Genomic DNA, 16,025 nt, shown 5'->3' with positions numbered 1-16,025 from the left:
GTATTGCCCGGCCTGTGGTGAACGGCTTCGGCCGGACGCTGGCCCGCAGGCCCGGTTCTGTCGGCGGTGTGTCGCTCCAGGCACTGGCCACCGACTCAGCCGTGACGGACGAGCTTGACCGCGGAGACGAGCACGATCACGGCCAGCGCTGGCATGAGTCCCTCGCGCGGCCAGCAGGCCGCCGCCTCACACCTGCAATCGCCATGCCAAGCGGCGGCGCATCACCCAAGGGCGGCTCATTGATTGGCGAGGACGTGCGCCCACGGCTCGTCGATGTCGGCCAGGCCCAGCACGGCGACCACGTTGTCGAGCATTCCCGCGCCGAACCAGCGCCGCACGGCGTCGTCGTCGCCCAGCAGTTGGCGGACGGTGTCGACCTGCTTGGCGTAGCACCGGCGCACGGCCTGTGCCACCAGCGGCTCGCCGACGGCACAGTTCGCGTGCATGAGGAAACGCAGGATGTTCCGGTCCGCGACGAGCGCCGCGTAGGCGTCGCGTGCGGCATCCAACGCCGCCTCGGGTCCCGGCCCGGCCGCACCCGGCGCCGGCGAGTGAGCGACCAGCGTGTCGGTCATCACGACGGACACGTGGTCGACCACCGCCGCGAACAGCGCTTCCTTGTTCGGGTACAGGCGATACAGGTATGGCTGCGAGACGCCGACCCAGTCGGCGATCTCGTGCGTCGTCGTACCGTAGAAACCCTTTTGAGCGAAGCACTCGACCGCGGCGGCCACGATGGCCCGACGGCGTTCGTCGCTCTTTGTGCTGGTACCGGCGGCAGGCATGGGCGTCAGTCAAACACGGCTCCGCTCAGCGCCCAAACGTCACACTGAGGTCGGAGTCGGACGGCACGTCGTCGGGGGTGAGCGCCTCGATCGCCACCAGCGGGTTCCAGTAGTCCAGGTAGTGGGTGATGCGCCCGTTGTCATCGGTGCGCACGACGGAGATGCAGGTCTGCTCGTACGGCTTGCCGGTCGGCAGCGCCGTGCCCTTCGAGCGGAACTCGGCGATCACCAGACCCGGATCGACCGTGTCGTGGAAGACCAGGTCGACGAACTCCACGTCGAAGGTCTCGGGAAAACTGCTCATGTGCGCGACCAGCGCGTCTCGTCCGGTCACCCGCTGAGGCACACCGGCCGGCGCGTACGGGAACTCCAGCACCGCGTCCGGGGCGAACAGCTCCACCCATTCCTCGACGCGGCCCGCGGCGGTCAGGCGCAGGTGCTCGGCCAGAGCGTGGCGGGCAGCGGCGCGGCGAGCGGCGTCGTCTTCCTTGACTGTCATCTTCACTCCTACGTTAGTGGTCGACCTATAACCTAACACGCCGGCAGCCGCTACAGGCAGCCGGAAAGGAGGTACCGCCAGGGGGTCAGGCCCGGCCCACGTACATAACGGCGTCCAGCCCCCGTTATGGGGGGTGGTGCCACCGGGCCCGAGAGGCGCCGTTGGAGACGCCGATGAGAGGTCCGACTACCGCCTGGCCTGGTGCAATGCCCGGCCGCTTGCGGGCGGCAGGTCTGCATGACGTGGATGCACGCAAACGACGCCGAAGCCCTGGCCAGCACCGCACGAACCCCGCTCGGGAGGATGGGTTGGACGGCATCGACGACGTGGGCGTCCTCCTCGGCCTGGACGACATGGCAAGCACCCGGGTCATCACGGATCTCGTGATCGAGCAAGGGCCGGTCGAAGCCGGCGAGCCGCAGGTCATCATCGAAATCGGCAGAACGGCCTCCACCTGGCGGCCCTTCGGCCTGCATCCCTTCGTCAGGGCCTACATATCCGGGGGCTCCGAGTCGTGGGAGCGGGGAATTGCCGGCCGGATCGTCAAGGTGTTCAAGAAGGCGCACTTCTTCAATGCCCGCCTCGCGAAGTGGCTGGATCGCCTTCAGGTGGCGCTCCTCGTCACGGCATCGTTCTGTGCCATCTACGACCGCGAAGGCATGGGTGGTTACGTTGGCTTCGCGGCGATCGTCATGTGGTTCGTCCTGTACGAGGTGGACAAGAACGTGACGCAGACCATGCTGATCAATAACCCCAAGTGGCTGCTGAGAACGGTTGCGCACAGTAGCCAGAACCACCGGCCGACTAGCGGCGGGGGGCCTGGAGGCACAGCGTTCGTCATGACGGTGGTCGGGCTCATCGCCACGTGATCGCGACCCTCGTTGCTCTCCTCGACTACTTCTTCCCGCGTAGCTGAGCGGGCATCGCGAGACCGCGCGTCTTCATGCTCGGCCCGAGACGGGAGTCGAAGACGGGGACCGCCTTACGCTTGGGAAGCAACTCGGTGTCAGCGAACTCGCTGTGCGGCGTGCTGGACGACGTGGTCGAGGGCATCTCGTACCGCGGCCGCGCGGGCACTCACCTCGGCCCGGTCGACGGCGCGGTGCACGACGTCGGCTTCGTCGAGAATCCAGGCGAGCCCGGGCAGCCCTAGCCGCTTCCGGAACCTGCGGACCTCGTCCGCTTCGCTCCCTTCGGTCCTGCGCCGCCCCGCTCGAAGCCGTGGCTGTGCTCGACCTTGGCGATGTGCAGGGAGTACCGCTCGTACCAGTGCTCCCGCCCGTACGCCTTGGCGGCCCGGTGCTCGGTGTGGTTGCGCCATTCCTCGATCCCGGCCAGATCCCGGAAGTAGGCGACGGTGACGGAGAGCCCGCCGGGCGTGCGGGCGGAGTCCTCGCCGAGGAACCCGGGAACCTCCTTCACCAGCTCGCCCATGCGCTGGGCGGTCTCGCCGTATCCGCCGTCCGCCTCGGTGCGCAGGGAGGTGAAGACGACGGCGTAGTAGGGCGGCTCATGGGCCGCGACAGGTACAACGCGTTGATCGCTCATGTCGTTCACGATCGTCCCGGGCCCGACCCCTCGTCCACCCTCCTTGCCGAAAGGGATCCACAAGGGATCCAACTCTTGACCCTTCAGCACCGCTCCGCGCCGCTGCCTGCTCCGGGCCGGCGCCCGGTGAGTCTTCGCGGGCGCAAGGCGTCGCTGCCTGGTCACGGCCCGAGGACACGGTGCGGCCTGTTGGTCGGGAACGAGGCGTCCCTCGTGGTGCGCTGCTTCAGACAGGACGGTGAGGACCGAAGGGACTATGACTTCTCGCGTTTACGTATGGCTCCGGGGCTGCGCAATGCCCTGCTGGCCGCGTTCGTGAAGCGGACGGCGCCGGGGGCCGGGCTGACGTCCCTGTGGTGAACAAGGCGCACGGCACGGTGCTGCGGCTGGACCGCTACCTGATGACGCTGGCCTGGCCGCCGACCGAGTTGGAGCATCTGATGGGATTCCAGAATGCGGCCCTGTCCGCACTTTCGTGAACCACAGCGTCTGGTGCGCCAGCAGAGACAGATGCGCCGAGCACCTCGTCTGTCGGCCGTAAGGCATGCTGTTGCGGTGAGTGATCCTTAACTGGCATGGCAGGAATGGCTGAACAGCCTGGACGTGCCGCGGAACGGTGCCGCCGAGTGGCTGTGTGCCCAGTACAGCGCCCTCGGCGTGACCGACCTCGTCGACCTGATCAGGTCGGAGGTCATGGAAGACCTTCCTCAGCTCGCGCGATTCGTCCTCCTGCGCAGCCTGTGGCACCGTGCGATCGACGGCTGGACCGAGCCAGGCCCTGCTCGACCAACTGCCCACCGCGCAACACCTCCTAGCCGCCGGAACGGACCGCGAGAACCTTGTTCGCCTGGTCCGAGCCGTGGCCTACGAGGCGGTGTTCGCGACGCTCAACGAGTTGGACGCCAGCGGCGATGTAAGCGTGTCGGGCGTAAACGCCGGCTAGGCGGTCATGGAGCCGGGCGAAGACGGCTCTCCGACTGAGCGGGCTCTGTCGGGCCTGCATGAAGACCTCTGACCATGGATCCCAGCGGGCGCGGCGGAGCCGACCTCTGGCAATGGGGGCGGTGCTGTGGGCTGATTGATGCAGGTCACGACCGGGGGAGGATGCGCCTCGCTGGGCCATGATCCGCGACGACACCTCCTACGAACTCCGTCCCCCGATCCCCACCACGGCTTGACGAGCGTCATTGGGAAGTTCCTTAAAGAAACATGGCTCGCTTGGCGGTCGGCCGCCGAAGTTCGACCCGATTGACTACCGCGAGCGGCACGCGGTCGAGTGCGGTATTAACCGCCTCAAAAGACACCGGGCCGTAACCATGCGGTATGACAAATTAGCGGTTCACTACGAGGGCTGTGACCAGCACATTCGATCCACGCCTCAGTCCGGGAGTTCCTCGCCCTTTCGGCGCCGGTGGGGCATCACGAGGCTGGTGCCCGGGTAGCCGCCGTCCGCGATCGTCATGGTGCGGCCGACGGCGGCCTTAACTCCGGATTCCTCCCATGCCTTGCAGTCGGCGCGGTTGCCGGGCAGCGGCCGGCCGACCACGACGACCAGACGACTGTCGGCGTCGATGACGACCTGGTGGTTGGTGGAGTACCGGTAATTCTTGGACTGCTCGGCGACCGTGTGGTCGCGGGTGGGCACCAGGGTGCCGTCCACAATGAGCACGGCATCCTTGCGGAACCGCTTGCGCGGCCGGAGGGCGAGCAGGGGACCGAGATGCCCGATGATGCGGTCGGCCCCAGACTTTGAGACCCCGAACAGCGGGGCGAGCTGCCGCAGTGTCAGGTTCGTGCGCCAGTACGTGGCGACCAACAGAACCCGGTCCTCGAACGGCAGCCCCCAGGGCCGGCCCTTGCGGACTGGGTCCGCGCCCTCACGCTGCAGCGCGGTGATCAGCTTGCGGAACTGCCGCGGGCTCAACCCGGTGAATGGCGCTATCCATGAAGGTTCCGACGCCGCAATCACTCCTGTCACGACAAGATCATGGCATCGTCTCCAGCGAGCCATGGGGGGACGACCGACAGAGTTCGGGCCCAGAGATACCCTCGGACGATGTCGAATCGGGCGGTAGCAGCTGGAGTAGGTCTTGCGCGGGTGATGGCGCACTGCGGGGGCAGCCCATCAGCAGCCGTGCACTATCTGGCGGATGCCATCACCTCCGCACCTGAGAACCCCGAGCCCTATACGGTTCTTGCCGAGTTGTGGAGGGACAAGCCGTCGGAGCTGGCCGAGGTCGTTCAGGGTGCCGACTCGTTGAGGACGGTACTGGCGCAGTCGTACATCAGCTTCCTTAAGGGCGACATGGACGGCGCGGCGCTGGCGATCGGATCGGTCACGGGTGTGCGACCCGACATCGCCTGGGCCAAAGCTCCCTGGTTCAGCGATGAACGATTTCTCGGCGTGGTGAGTGCTGATGCGCTGGCCGAGGCCGCAATGCGGACGATGGACTATGGCCATGATCTGGACACCGAAAGCATGCGGGAACGTCTTCGGCCCTGGTTCGAAGCCGTCGACGTGATCTCTGCCCGCCAGCCGTTGCCGGAGGCGTTGGCCAAGATGGCGATCTTGCTGCGGGCATGCGGTGTCACCGATGCGTCCTTTGCCCTCTGCGACCAGGCAGACTCCGTTGAACGGATCATGCTGACGGAGGTTGTGCGAGCGGGCACGTGGCGCAAGCTGGGTGATCTTCAGCAGACCGTGGCGGCGTTCGAGCGCGCTTTGGCCCTGGAACCGGCCAACTGGTCGCTCTACCTGGACCTGGCCGATGTGCGTGCTGAGCAGGGCGACTTCACCTCTGCGGTCCGGCTGATCGATCAGGGGATGAGGTACGAGCCGACTGAGCTCTCACTTCGCGCGGCCGGGGCTGCCTACCGTGCACGACTGACCGGCTCGCGTGCCGATCTGAACGAGCTCATCGAACTGGCGCCGAATCTGCCGAACGACTCGTACCGGGACCTGCTGATTGATCACGCGTGTGCTGGCCCCGCGCTGCCTGCCGAACTCGTGGCTGCGGCCCGGCGCTTTCAGAACCGCTGAGGCTCCGCTCCTCCGCGAGCAGCAGCGCCAGCCAGCAAGTGCCCAGCAGCGCGACCGGAGCCTGAGTTGCGGCGCGACTGCCACGGCAAGGGCGACGGCGTCCACGCCTTAACGCTTGGCGTCGCCCGGCTGCACAACCCACTCTCGGCCGCATGGCTCGGAGCTCCCCAGTGCAGGGGATCCACCTGCTGCAGTCGCAGATCAGTTACGGGACAAGTCTTAGCTTGGCGTTTATCGACTGTGGTCGAACATGGCCTCGAACTTGCCGACATTTTGGGCCGAGTGCCTGACGTGAGAACGGCCTTCGCCTGATCCTGTGCTCCGTCACAGAGGCACTTGACCAGTACGAAGGCCGTAGCAATGAGTCTGCTGCAGCGGGATGTCCCGCGGGATGCGTTTGCCGAACTGTCATGCTTCCGGACGGAGTTATACGCCTGCCTGACCCAGAGGCCCGACGCCCTGTTCGAGCTGAGTGACGCCCTGCTGTGCGCAGACGGCCCGGTGAGGACGTTGGTCGAACTGTCCCTGGCACCTGAGCATCAGCGTGGTCATGGTGCGTTGTACGGCGGGCTGAACCGCGGGCATCTGGATCTCCCCCGGCTACGCAGGGCACTGGCGGGGCTGCCGCTTCCACGGACGGCAGAAGGGCGGCTGGTCCTGGCAGTCGATGTCAGCAACTGGCTGCAGCCGGATGCGAATACCAGCCCGGACCGGCTGTTCTGTCACACCTATGGTCGAGGCAGGGGCTCGGCCCAGATGATCCCCGGGTGGCCCTACTCCTTCATTGCTGCTCTGGAGCCGGGACGGACGTCGTGGACTGCCATGCTGGACGTGGTCCGGCTGTGTCCGTGAGACGACGCGATCGCCGTCACCGCCGCCCAGGTCCGGGAGGTGTTCCAGCGGTTGTATGTCGCAGGCCAGTGGCAGATCGGTGACCCACCCGTCCTGGTGGTCGTCGACGCCGGCTACGACGTGACCCGCCTGGCTTTCCTGCTCGCGGACCTGCCCGTTGAGCTGCTGGGCCGGATGCGTTCGGACCGCGTCCTGTACTTCCCGCCCCCGCCGCAACCGACGGGGAAACGCGGGCGCAAGCCCAAGCGCGGGGCGGAGTTCGCGTTCGAGGCTGCGGCCACTCAGCCGGTCCCGTCCGTTACCACGGTGACCGACACCAGCCACTACGGGAAGGCCGTCGCCACTGCCTGGGACCGCCTGCACCCGCTGCTGGTCCGGCGCTCGGCCTGGGCCGACCACCCCGAAGGAGAACTGCCGGTCATCGAAGGCACCGTCATCCGTCTTCAGGTCGACAATCTCCGTGGCGACCGCAGCCCCAGGCCCATCTGGCTGTGGTGGTCGGCCACCGCCGCTTCTGCCGGGGATGTGGACCGGCTCTGGCAGGCGTTCCTGCGCAGGTTCGATCTTGAGCACACCTTCAGGATGTTCAAGCAAACGCTGGGGTGGACCGCTCCCAAGCTTCGCGAGCCGGCCGCCGCCGACCGCTGGACCTGGCTCGTCATTGCCGCCCACACCCAACTCCGCCTTGCCCGGCCCCTCGCAGAAGATCTCCGCAAGCCCTGGGAGCGGCCCGCGCGCCAAGGGCGTCTCACACTCGCGCGTGTCCGTCGAGGATTTCGCCGCCTCCACGGGAAAACCCCTCAGCCGGCCAGCGCACCGAAACCCAGCACCGCAGGCCCCGGCCGGCCAACCGGCATGAAGAACAAACACCGTGCACGCGAGCACCCCGTCGGGAAACAGGACAAACCAAACCGCACGACAGCCATCACAAGCAGCAAAGCGGCATAAACGCCAAGCTTAGGGCCGGCATGACGCCCGAGGCGGCGATCGTCACCTACCGCAGGCTCTACCTGCTCACGCTCGGCAGCGCGAGCTTCGTCGACCACCGCGACCCAAAGGCCGCCCAGGCCGCCACCCGCCAGGCACTGGGCGCCCTCGATCCCGAGGAATTCCCGGAGCTGACAGGCCACCTGTCCGCGGTCCTGACCGCCGTGGTCGACCACGAGGTCTACTACGGCGCCCTCCGCCAGCTGATTCACGCCGCTGCCCCGGCACAGGCAAGCGCCGAAGGGAGTTGGGCGTGACCATGCAACTGAGCCGGGCGGAGGAGGCGTTCACTGCCCTTGCCGACCACTGCCTGCAATGCGCCCAGTGCAAGCCCGACCTCGATACAGCACACCCCGAGACCCGGCGTTGCGAGAAGGCGGAGGAGCTGTATCGGGCGTGGAGGTCGGACTGGACACAGGGGCCGGCGGCGTTGAAGGCTTGCGCTCACGAGCCGCCTTTCAGGGGCTCTCCCCCGGATTTTCGAGCCTGTCGCCGACGGCGCACACCCGCAGCTGTCGATGTGCCAAGAGGCGTGCGCTGGCTGTCCACCCGTCCGACTTCGGCCTGTCGCCCTGCTGCGCGATAAGGCATCCTCATGCCCATGCGAACGGGGGACGCACGTGTCGGCGGCAACAGCAGGCGCGGACACTACAGAGCATGGGCCCTGGCTGCGGGAGCTGTCGCTGCCGTTGGACTGATCTTCGCGAAGTCGTCTCACCAGGGCGGTGGAGCGAGCGCAGAACACCTGTTGGGAGTCGTCGGCACCGCCGTGGGCCTCGTCGTCGGTGTGGCGTCGCTGTACATTTCGTGGCTCGGCTACCGGGCCGACCGGCGAGAACACGCCGACAGCCTCGGCCTGACGGCCATGACCGACGAACTGGCGTTGGCGGTGCGCACCCAGTGGCAGGCTGAGGCTAGAGTCCGGCGCCTCGATGAACCGTACGCACTGCCGGTCCCTTGGCGGTCCGCCCGCGCCGACCTGGTGGAACGCTGGGCCATTCTCGTGCGTACGTCCATCGGGGCGCCCGCCGACTGCGCCGCACTGCCGCCCGCCTGGGCCAGCGGCCCAGAGGGCCTGGCCGGCAGCGACGGCGAGATCGTCGAGGTCTTCACCACCCGCGTACCGGGCAGACGCCTGCTGATCCTCGGTGAGCCGGGCGCGGGCAAGACGATGCTGCTCGTACGCCTCCTGCTGGGCCTGCTCCAGTCGCGGGAGGCGGGCTCACCGGTCCCGGTCATCTTCCCGCTGGCCTCCTGGGACCCCGACAGCCGGGAACTCGACGCATGGCTGGCCGAACGTCTCGCCACCGACTACCCAGGCCTTGCCTCACCCGCTCCGGCCGCAAGCGGACCCGGGCAGGTCACGTCGCGCGCCCGCGCCCTGCTGGACCAGCACCTGATCATTCCCCTCCTCGACGGATTGGACGAACTTCCCGCGCACACCCGAGCGGTGGCCCTGGACGCCGTGAACCGCACCCTGCCTCCGGGAACCCCCCTCGTCCTGACCAGCCGCACCGCCGAGTACCGGACCGCCGTCGATCCGCCCGCCAACGCAGGCGTCCCCGTGCGCCTCACCGGGGCAGCCGGCATCGAACTCGACACCGTGGCCCCCGAGGAGGCGGCCGCCTACCTGCTCCGCGACGCCGGCGGAGAAGGCACGCCTTCCGCCGAGCGGTGGCGGCCCGTGCTCGACCTCCTGCCCACCGATACCCCCATCGCCCAGTCCCTGCAGACGCCTCTGACGCTGTTCCTGGCCCGAACGATCTACAACCCGCGCCCCGGCGAACGCCTCACGGCGTTACCCGACCCGGCCGAACTGTGCGACACCACCCGCTTCCCCACCGCCGCAGCCATCCGCGCCCGGCTCTTCGACGGCTTCGTCCCCGCCGCCTACCGCCCCCTTCCCGGCCATCAGGTGCGATGGACCAGCGCCCAGGCCCAGCAGACGCTCACTTTCCTGGCCCGGCACTTGGAGCACGACCTGCACGGCGGAGCCGACCTCGCCTGGTGGCAGCTGCGGCTGGCGGTGCCCAAGACCGCACGACGGTTGCTGTCGGGCGCGGTCCTCGGCGCGGCGATGTTCCTGCTGACGCTCCTGGGCATCGGCGTTGCCCTTCTGGGCCTCTTTGCCGGAGGCAGGCTCGGGGACCTGCTGGCGCTGTTCTGCTCCGCGCCTGGTATCACGCTCTTCCTCGCGAGCTGGGGCGGTGGCCTGCTGGGGTACCCGCTCTGGATGTTGGTCCTATTGGCCGCCTACTTGCCCGCGGGATGGCTGCTCAGCCACGCGTTCCGGCTGCGAGAACGAAACACCCCCGCAGTACGGGGCCACTGGTCGTGGAACCGCAGCTCCCTCTTGCTGGGGCTCGGGACCGCCCTCCTCGTCGGCACGGCACTCGACTTCCTCCTCGACCGGGTGGCCGGCGTCGGCTGGGGTGCCGTGGCCGGACTTGTCTGCTGGCTGGTCACGGCATGGAGCGCGGCCCCAGCCGACCTCTCCTCGGTCACGAGTCCACAGGAACTGCTCCGGCAGGACCGCAGGGCTTGGTGGGGTTTCGTACGCACCGGCGCCCTCCTCGGCCTCCTGGCCGGACTCCTCCTGGGCACCCTGCTGGGGTATCTGAACGGTGACCTACGCGACGCGGATCCCGTCAGCACGTTGATCGAGAGTACTGTGTTCGGCTGCAGCCTCGGCTTCTGGAGCGGACTCGTCCTCGGTCTGGCCGCCGCTATTCACCGCACCGCCTGGGGCGATTTCACCCTGAGCCGTCTCTACCTCTCCGCCCGGCATCAGGGAGCCCTGCCTCGCCACCTCATGTCGTTCCTCACTGACGCTCACCAAGTGCGGGGTGTCCTGCGGCAGGTCGGCCCCATCCACCAGTTCCGCCACATCGACCTGCAACGCCGCCTCGCCCGGCACACCGAAACCCCGCCGCTGTCGGCCCCGTCCCCAGCGACACGTCCAGACGACGCAGAGGGGCGACAGGTCACGTAGCTGGTACCACTAAAGTCGCGGGGGGGACAAGAGCAGGTCTGAAGGACGAGCCGAGCGCGGGTGGGGAGGAGTCTGAAGGAGCCTCGGCCGTACATCTGCCGATTGATCGTCTTAAACGGTTGACGTGGCCTTCGACGAGGCCGGAGCTGTAGTCGAGTGTCATGCCGGCGAGGACGGCGTCCCAGTCCTGGCGGAGGAATCCGGCGAAGCCCCGCACGGGTCCGGGCCCGTTGGTCTCGGCCTCGCGGACCCAGTCGGCGAGGAGGTGCCCTCGCCGGTCGCGGACCAGGCCGGTGAAGACGCGTGCCAGGTCACAGGCGGTGGCGATGTCCGGGCAGGCGATGCGCACCTCGTCGAGCTGGTCTTGTTCCCCACGGCTGAGTCCGTCGCGCGGTCTCATGATCCATGAGGTGATCTTGCGTGGTGTGGGGATGGGACGGGGAGGCTCTGCCGCGGCGGTGCCGCCGCGCATGGTGCGGATGTAGAGGCGGACGGCCTGATGGTTGCCGCGGTAGCCGGGCTCGTGGATCTCGCGGTAGAGCTGGGCGGCGTTGGTGCAGCCGTCAGTGAACCGTTGTTGCAGGTGAGGCCGGTAGGGGTCGAGTTGACGGGGGCGGCGGTCGCGGGCCGAGGCGATCAGCACCTCAAGATCGGTGGTCAGGTAGCGGCGGACGGTTTTGCGGTCCAGTCCGAACCGGCGGGCGATGGCGCTGATCGTCCACGTCGCCTCTCGTAATCGGTGGATCTCCGCATACCGTTCGCTGACCCGCTGTATGAGCGGGGTGGCGGGGATGTTGTCGAGCAGCGGCGTCAGTGGCAGCAGGGCGTTGGGTGGCGCGGTCGGCGGCGCGGGTGCGTCCACGTCGTCCAGGGCGCATTTGTGCAGGCAGGCGCGGTGTTGGTGTCAGGTCTTCTCGATCGCGGCGGACAGGTTTTGCAGCATGTGCCAGCGGTCGGCCACCTCGGTGGCCTCTGGCACCGCCTCCTTGATCGCGCGCAATGGTGCAGTCGGATACTGGAACTCTCCGAATAGCTCGGATCCCGCCGCGCCTCGGTTGGTGAGGTGCAACAAGTGCAAGTTGTTTCCGTCCTCGATCACGGGAGCCTCAGAGGGATGCTGGTCTCGGGCCTGGCGATCACGTGGGGGGAGAGTGGGACGGCGGCGTGGGGCGGGTGGCCGGGCAGTCGGCCGTTGCTGCGCTGGGCGCAATCTTCGTCTGCTGGGTGGTGGCATGGCTGGCTAGTGTCGATAGTCCAGAGGCGTGAACGCCTGTCAGATGTAGGAATGGAACGGGAACTGGTGGCACGGTGGCCGTGGACAGGGTCAGCGGGAGCAGCCCGAATACGCGGCCGCTGATCAGTTCCGCGCGGAAGCGGACGTCACCTGAAAGCGTCAGGCGGCGCGCGCGGATGCAGGTACCGGCCTGACCTGGGGGCCTGGGATTGCCGATCTGTACGTCCTCGAGCGTTACCCGTTCAGCGCGGCATACGCCCTTGCCGAGCGTGGGCAGTGCGCAGGAGAGGCCGGTGACGGTGAGGGTGCGAGCCTGCAGCTGGGTTCCGCCCGAGCCGCGGGGATGCAAGCCGGCGGCGCCCAGACACTCCTGCATGATGCGGGCAGCATTCAGGACGGCCGACCCTCGCGGTGCTGCTCGGGGAAGGGCTTCGACCGTGCAGGAGGAGGGCAGCTCAGGACGGCCTGACGGTGACATGGTGATGGTCTGTGATATCCCCTGGGCGGCGCTCGTCGGGCCGGTGGGGTGCCCAAGGAGGCAGGTGGCGATCAGCAGCAGGGCCACTGGGCGCAACGCCGGCGGTTCAGTCACGGTTCAGCGCCGACGGAGTGTCATCTTCCGTGGTCCGCCATGCAAGGGCCAGAGACCCGCCGGTCAGCGCGAGCAGCATGCCGATGAGGAATCCGCCGAGGTTGGCCAGCGGATAGGAGAGCAGGCCGAGCAGTACGGCGGCAGCGCCCGTCCGGGCGGCGGTGGCCGGCCGTGTCCACAGCTGCCAGGCGCAGCCGATGAGGGCGGCCGCCAGTAGCAGGGCGGCCGTACCGCTGAGGCCCTGGACGCCGAGCAGGGCAGGGCGCAAGAGAGGGAACGCGGCGAGTTCCAGGCCGGCGCAGCCTAGGAGGAGGCTGGCGGCGACGGGGCGTGGGGGGCGGGTCATGGGCATGGCTGTTCCCCCCGTTTGATGGACAGGGTGGCGTCGGAGAGCGAGAACAGTCCGGCTGTCAGTGACCAGGCTTTCAGTCGCATGCCGGTGATGGTCAGGGTGCGCGCCTGCTGTCCGTAGGTGCTTGCGGGTCCGGTGACGCCGGAGCTTTTCAGGGTGGATGCGTCCCGTCCCATTTCCACTGACTGGAAGGTCATGTCGCCGGTGACCTCGGCGAGGTCGAGGACCATGTCCTGGGCCCGTACCGGCTGCTCTGCGTCGGAGCGGACGATGACGGTGGCGGAACCCAAGGGGGTGTGTGCCACGGCGGACTGGCACAGGCCGCTGATCTCGGCATCACGGATGCCGACGACGGCCACCGGGTGGTCGTGGCCGCCGATGTCCTGGCGGAAGGAGGCGAACTGGGTGGCGCCGGTGGCGGTGAGCTTCCGCGCGGTGACGGTGAACGGGTTGCTGGCGACGGCGATGGAGACGGGAATCGCGGTGGCCGTGGTAGTGGCTATCATCCCGGACGCCAGCGCGGCGGCCGTGAGGAACGCGAGGGTGAATCGCGGCCAGTCCGTTCGGCTCTTACGCTGTCTGCTGGGCGCCGCGCGGGACCGCCGCAGTCCGAACCGCTTCATGGATGTGTGTCCCTTCGATGCCAGGGCGGCCATGTGCCGTGTTGCCACTAGGGCTTCAGCTCTTTCAGGACGCGGTCGCAGAGCGATGCCGGGGTGCCTACCGGAGTTGGGGCCGGGCCGGAGGGCGTAGGCCCTGTCACAGTCGAGTCGGGGCGCAGTGTGGTGCGGGTGCTCAATGGTCTGGTTTGTCGCAGACCAGGGCGTGGTAGCCGGCTGTTCGCCCCAGTGTCTGGTGGGCTCGGAGGACGGCAGTGAGGTTCTGCCAGTCCTGGTGGGTGAGTACTGCCAGGCCGGGCCACCACAGGCGCAGCGCGCGGCGGCCGCCGCGCGAGGATGCAAGGCGGCTGGCCAGGCGGAGGAGTTGAGTGGATCGGTGAACGACCGGACGGGTCCAGTCCAGCACTGCGGAGACGTCGAATCCGGCGGCGGTGGCGTACGCAACGTAGGTCTTCGGAGTGTCGAAGTCCTCGAACTGCCACGTGTCGCGCACCAGCCTGTGCGGGTCCAGCTCGGCGAGCGTCTGCGGTGCTGTGTCGGGCCAGGTGAGGTCCACCAGTACAAGCCGGCCACCGGGGCGCAGCACCCGGTAGCTTTCGGCGAGGAAGGCACGGCGGCCGGCCGGTCCGAAGTGGAAGGCGGCTTCCAGGCAGTGGACGCGGTCGATGCTGCCCGCAGTGAGGTTCACGCCTGCGGCCTCTTCGGGTAGGCGGGTCACGTCGGCGACGGCGAAGGAGACACGGGGCCGGTTGCCGAAGCGTTCGCGGGCCAGTTCGATCTGCTGGGGTTGGATGTCGACGCCGAGTGCCTGGCAGGCGTTGTCGGCCAGGCACGCCGTGGTGTGGCCGCGTCCGCAGGCGGCGTCCAGGACGACATGCCCGGGCGATGTGTCCAGCAGCGCAAGCGACTTGCGCGCGAGAGTCCGTTGGAACGGAGCCAGCCCGCCCAAGGCCGCGGGCAGCGTGGGCAGGGTGAAGTAGCCGATGTTGACCAGGTCGCCCCAGCCCAGATGGCGGAGGAAGCGGAACAGGATGCTGGTGTCGTTATAGGCATCGGCGAGGTTTTGTACCACTGGGTGTGCCTCTCTTACAGGCCAAGGGCGGTAACACGGTGCTGACGGCATCTGTCTGCAGTCGGCTCAGGCAGACCGCGCGTCTCGTGCGGCGGGTGCTTGTACGGGTGTCGGGCCCTGTGCCGCGCGGCGAGGTGATACGGGTTCGTGCAGCGCTCTGCGCACCCGGGTGAGTCACCACGGCTGACCCGGGCGACGGCTCACCCGGCCACCAGGGCTTCGGCGCAGGAGAAGGCCCGGGTCAGGTAGGCGTGGTCGACGGGGGCGGGGTCGGGGAGGCCGTCGAGTGCGGCGATGAAGTTGGTCCGGTCGTAGGTGCGGCGGTGGGTGATGTAGGGCAGCAGGGGAGCGCCGTGCTGGGCGACGAGGCGCTCCAGCGATGTCGGGCGGGACAGTCGCTCGGCCATGGACACGGTCAGTCCGGGGAAGCGGGTCTGCAGGGCTGCGGCGGCAGTGGCGAACGACACGTTGTGGGGGTGGGTGACGTGCAGGGTCTGCACGCCCGTCGTCGGCCCGGCGCCCGATGCGGCCCGCACCATGGCGTGCGCCGCGTAGTCGGCCTGGAGCATGTTGAGGCTGCCCTGCGGATCGCCCTCGACGCGGAAGTGCAGATCTGACGCCCGGTGACCGGCTTCGCCGGGTGGCCGGTGCAGCAGCGCCTGTACCGGCGAGGACCGCTTCGCCCAGCTGCGCAGGTGGCGCTCCAAGGGGCGGAGAAGGAAGTCGGCCGGCTGGGCGGGCAGATCTTCGGGGATGGGCCTGTCGGTGACCAGGAGGCTGGGGCGGAACACCGTCACGTCGCGTTCGTTGCGGTACGTCCAGGCGTGTACCAGCCGCTCGGCCGTGTACTTCGATTCCTCGTACGGGACCTGGAATCCGGCCGTGTCCACAAGGTCGTCTTCCCTGATGATTCCCGTGGCGCGCCGCCCCGCTACGTAAGCGGTGCTCACGTGCAGCAGACGGGCGTCAGGTGCCTCGTCGGCGAGTTCCAGAACGCGGCGGGTGCCGATGACGTTCGCGTGGTGCAGCGGTGCCGGGTCGCTCGCCATCTTGAGCAGGGCCGCGCAGTGCCACAGCGCGGTCAGTCCGTCCGTGATCCGGGCTCGCTCCAGTGGGCTGAGGCCGAGGCCCGGCCGGGTCAGGTCGCCGGTGACATAGCGGACGGCGGTGAGTGCGCTGTGAGGGAGCGGCGGAGCGTCCAGCCACTGCACTGCGGCTTCGACACGGTCACGCAGCTTCTCCGGAGTGCCGCGGCCCAGGACGGCGATGTCCTCTTCGCCGTGGGCTAGCAGTTCGCGCAGGAGGCGGCAGCCGAGGAATCCGGTCGCGCCAGTGAGCAGCACGGACAAAAGGGGTCTCCTGAGGAAGGGGTGGGGGCGGGAGGAGACGGTACGCGGTTGCCGCTGGTCACGGGCGGTGGTGCGGTGCAATTTCCGCATGATCACTCGTACG

Annotated in this window: 16 protein-coding genes and 2 pseudogenes; 8 read left to right on the top strand and 10 right to left on the bottom strand. The window is 68.3% G+C overall.

The features are described from left to right. Nucleotides 1-236: 236 nt before the first annotated feature. On the bottom strand, nt 237-785 hold the full coding sequence (locus tag EDD92_RS47050) for a TetR/AcrR family transcriptional regulator (protein ID WP_123969985.1): 549 nt from the start codon (nt 783-785) through the stop codon (nt 237-239). Nucleotides 786-810: 25 nt separating this feature from the next. After that, nucleotides 811-1,284 carry a nuclear transport factor 2 family protein gene (locus tag EDD92_RS47045; RefSeq protein ID WP_123969984.1) on the bottom strand — a complete coding sequence of 158 codons (474 nt, stop codon included), beginning with the start codon at nt 1,282-1,284 and terminating at the stop codon, nt 811-813. A gap of 308 nt (nt 1,285-1,592) precedes the next feature. Here EDD92_RS47045 and EDD92_RS47040 point away from each other — a divergent pair, with 308 nt between their 5' ends. Then, a complete protein-coding gene (locus EDD92_RS47040) occupies nt 1,593-2,153 on the top strand; it encodes a hypothetical protein (RefSeq protein ID WP_123969983.1) in 561 nt (186 codons plus the stop codon). A 134-nt stretch (nt 2,154-2,287) separates the two neighbouring features. Next, nucleotides 2,288-2,437 (top strand): hypothetical protein, encoded by a 150-nt coding sequence (locus EDD92_RS50300; protein WP_185124351.1) that lies wholly within the window; start codon nt 2,288-2,290, stop codon nt 2,435-2,437. Here the strand turns inward: EDD92_RS50300 and EDD92_RS47035 are convergent. Further along, nucleotides 2,434-2,832 (bottom strand): antibiotic biosynthesis monooxygenase, encoded by a 399-nt coding sequence (locus EDD92_RS47035; protein ID WP_123969982.1) that lies wholly within the window; start codon nt 2,830-2,832, stop codon nt 2,434-2,436. The two genes, EDD92_RS50300 and EDD92_RS47035, sit on opposite strands and share 4 nt — an antisense overlap. A 356-nt stretch (nt 2,833-3,188) precedes the next feature. Here EDD92_RS47035 and EDD92_RS51860 point away from each other — a divergent pair, with 356 nt between their 5' ends. Together EDD92_RS51860 and EDD92_RS51855 are read left to right on the top strand one after the other, a co-directional pair. After that, entirely contained in the window at nt 3,189-3,311 is a 123-nt protein-coding gene (locus EDD92_RS51860) for a hypothetical protein (protein ID WP_260327232.1), read from the top strand. 269 nt (nt 3,312-3,580) lie between these two features. Further along, entirely contained in the window at nt 3,581-3,775 is a 195-nt protein-coding gene (locus EDD92_RS51855) for a hypothetical protein (protein WP_260327231.1), read from the top strand. A gap of 438 nt (nt 3,776-4,213) precedes the next feature. Here the strand turns inward: EDD92_RS51855 and EDD92_RS47020 are convergent. Next, a pseudogene (locus EDD92_RS47020) lies at nt 4,214-4,810 on the bottom strand (transposase family protein); the annotation flags it as partial. A gap of 156 nt (nt 4,811-4,966) precedes the next feature. On the opposite strand from EDD92_RS47020, the gene EDD92_RS47015 reads away from it, so the two are divergent. The 4 genes and pseudogenes from EDD92_RS47015 (at nt 4,967) to EDD92_RS47000 (ending at nt 10,703) form a co-directional block, all read left to right on the top strand. Then, nucleotides 4,967-5,872 (top strand): tetratricopeptide repeat protein, encoded by a 906-nt coding sequence (locus EDD92_RS47015; protein WP_123969981.1) that lies wholly within the window; start codon nt 4,967-4,969, stop codon nt 5,870-5,872. Nucleotides 5,873-6,232: 360 nt separating this feature from the next. After that, nucleotides 6,233-7,672 (top strand): annotated as a pseudogene (locus EDD92_RS47010) (NF041680 family putative transposase). 20 nt (nt 7,673-7,692) lie between these two features. Continuing rightward, nucleotides 7,693-7,968 carry a hypothetical protein gene (locus EDD92_RS47005; RefSeq protein ID WP_311736807.1) on the top strand — a complete coding sequence of 92 codons (276 nt, stop codon included), beginning with the start codon at nt 7,693-7,695 and terminating at the stop codon, nt 7,966-7,968. Between the two features lie 491 nt (nt 7,969-8,459). Continuing rightward, the gene (locus EDD92_RS47000; protein WP_185124350.1) at nt 8,460-10,703 is read left to right on the top strand and encodes an NACHT domain-containing protein; all 2,244 of its coding nucleotides are present in this window, start codon (nt 8,460-8,462) and stop codon (nt 10,701-10,703) included. Here EDD92_RS47000 and EDD92_RS46995 read toward each other — a convergent pair. The 6 genes from EDD92_RS46995 to EDD92_RS46970 all read right to left on the bottom strand — a co-directional run bounded on the left by EDD92_RS46995 (nt 10,696) and on the right by EDD92_RS46970 (nt 15,916). Next, complete coding sequence (locus EDD92_RS46995; RefSeq protein WP_123969979.1) at nt 10,696-11,565, bottom strand: transposase; 870 nt, start codon at nt 11,563-11,565, stop codon at nt 10,696-10,698. The two genes, EDD92_RS47000 and EDD92_RS46995, sit on opposite strands and share 8 nt — an antisense overlap. Nucleotides 11,566-11,607: 42 nt before the next feature. After that, nucleotides 11,608-11,802 carry a hypothetical protein gene (locus EDD92_RS46990; RefSeq protein WP_123969978.1) on the bottom strand — a complete coding sequence of 65 codons (195 nt, stop codon included), beginning with the start codon at nt 11,800-11,802 and terminating at the stop codon, nt 11,608-11,610. A gap of 719 nt (nt 11,803-12,521) precedes the next feature. After that, a complete protein-coding gene (locus tag EDD92_RS46985) occupies nt 12,522-12,875 on the bottom strand; it encodes a DUF6114 domain-containing protein (protein WP_260327230.1) in 354 nt (117 codons plus the stop codon). Next, nucleotides 12,872-13,387 (bottom strand): DUF6230 family protein, encoded by a 516-nt coding sequence (locus EDD92_RS46980; protein ID WP_123969976.1) that lies wholly within the window; start codon nt 13,385-13,387, stop codon nt 12,872-12,874. The genes EDD92_RS46985 and EDD92_RS46980 overlap by 4 nt, the downstream gene beginning before the upstream one ends. A 289-nt stretch (nt 13,388-13,676) precedes the next feature. Further along, complete coding sequence (locus EDD92_RS46975) at nt 13,677-14,573, bottom strand: class I SAM-dependent methyltransferase (RefSeq protein WP_260327229.1); 897 nt, start codon at nt 14,571-14,573, stop codon at nt 13,677-13,679. 200 nt (nt 14,574-14,773) lie between these two features. Continuing rightward, a complete protein-coding gene (locus EDD92_RS46970) occupies nt 14,774-15,916 on the bottom strand; it encodes an SDR family oxidoreductase (RefSeq protein WP_260327228.1) in 1,143 nt (380 codons plus the stop codon). Nucleotides 15,917-16,025: the final 109 nt, after the last annotated feature.

This window comes from Streptomyces sp. TLI_185 (assembly GCF_003814765.1).
In the GTDB taxonomy this organism is placed as follows: Bacteria; Actinomycetota; Actinomycetes; order Streptomycetales; family Streptomycetaceae; genus Streptomyces.
This window is presented reverse-complemented; position numbering and strand designations above follow the sequence as displayed.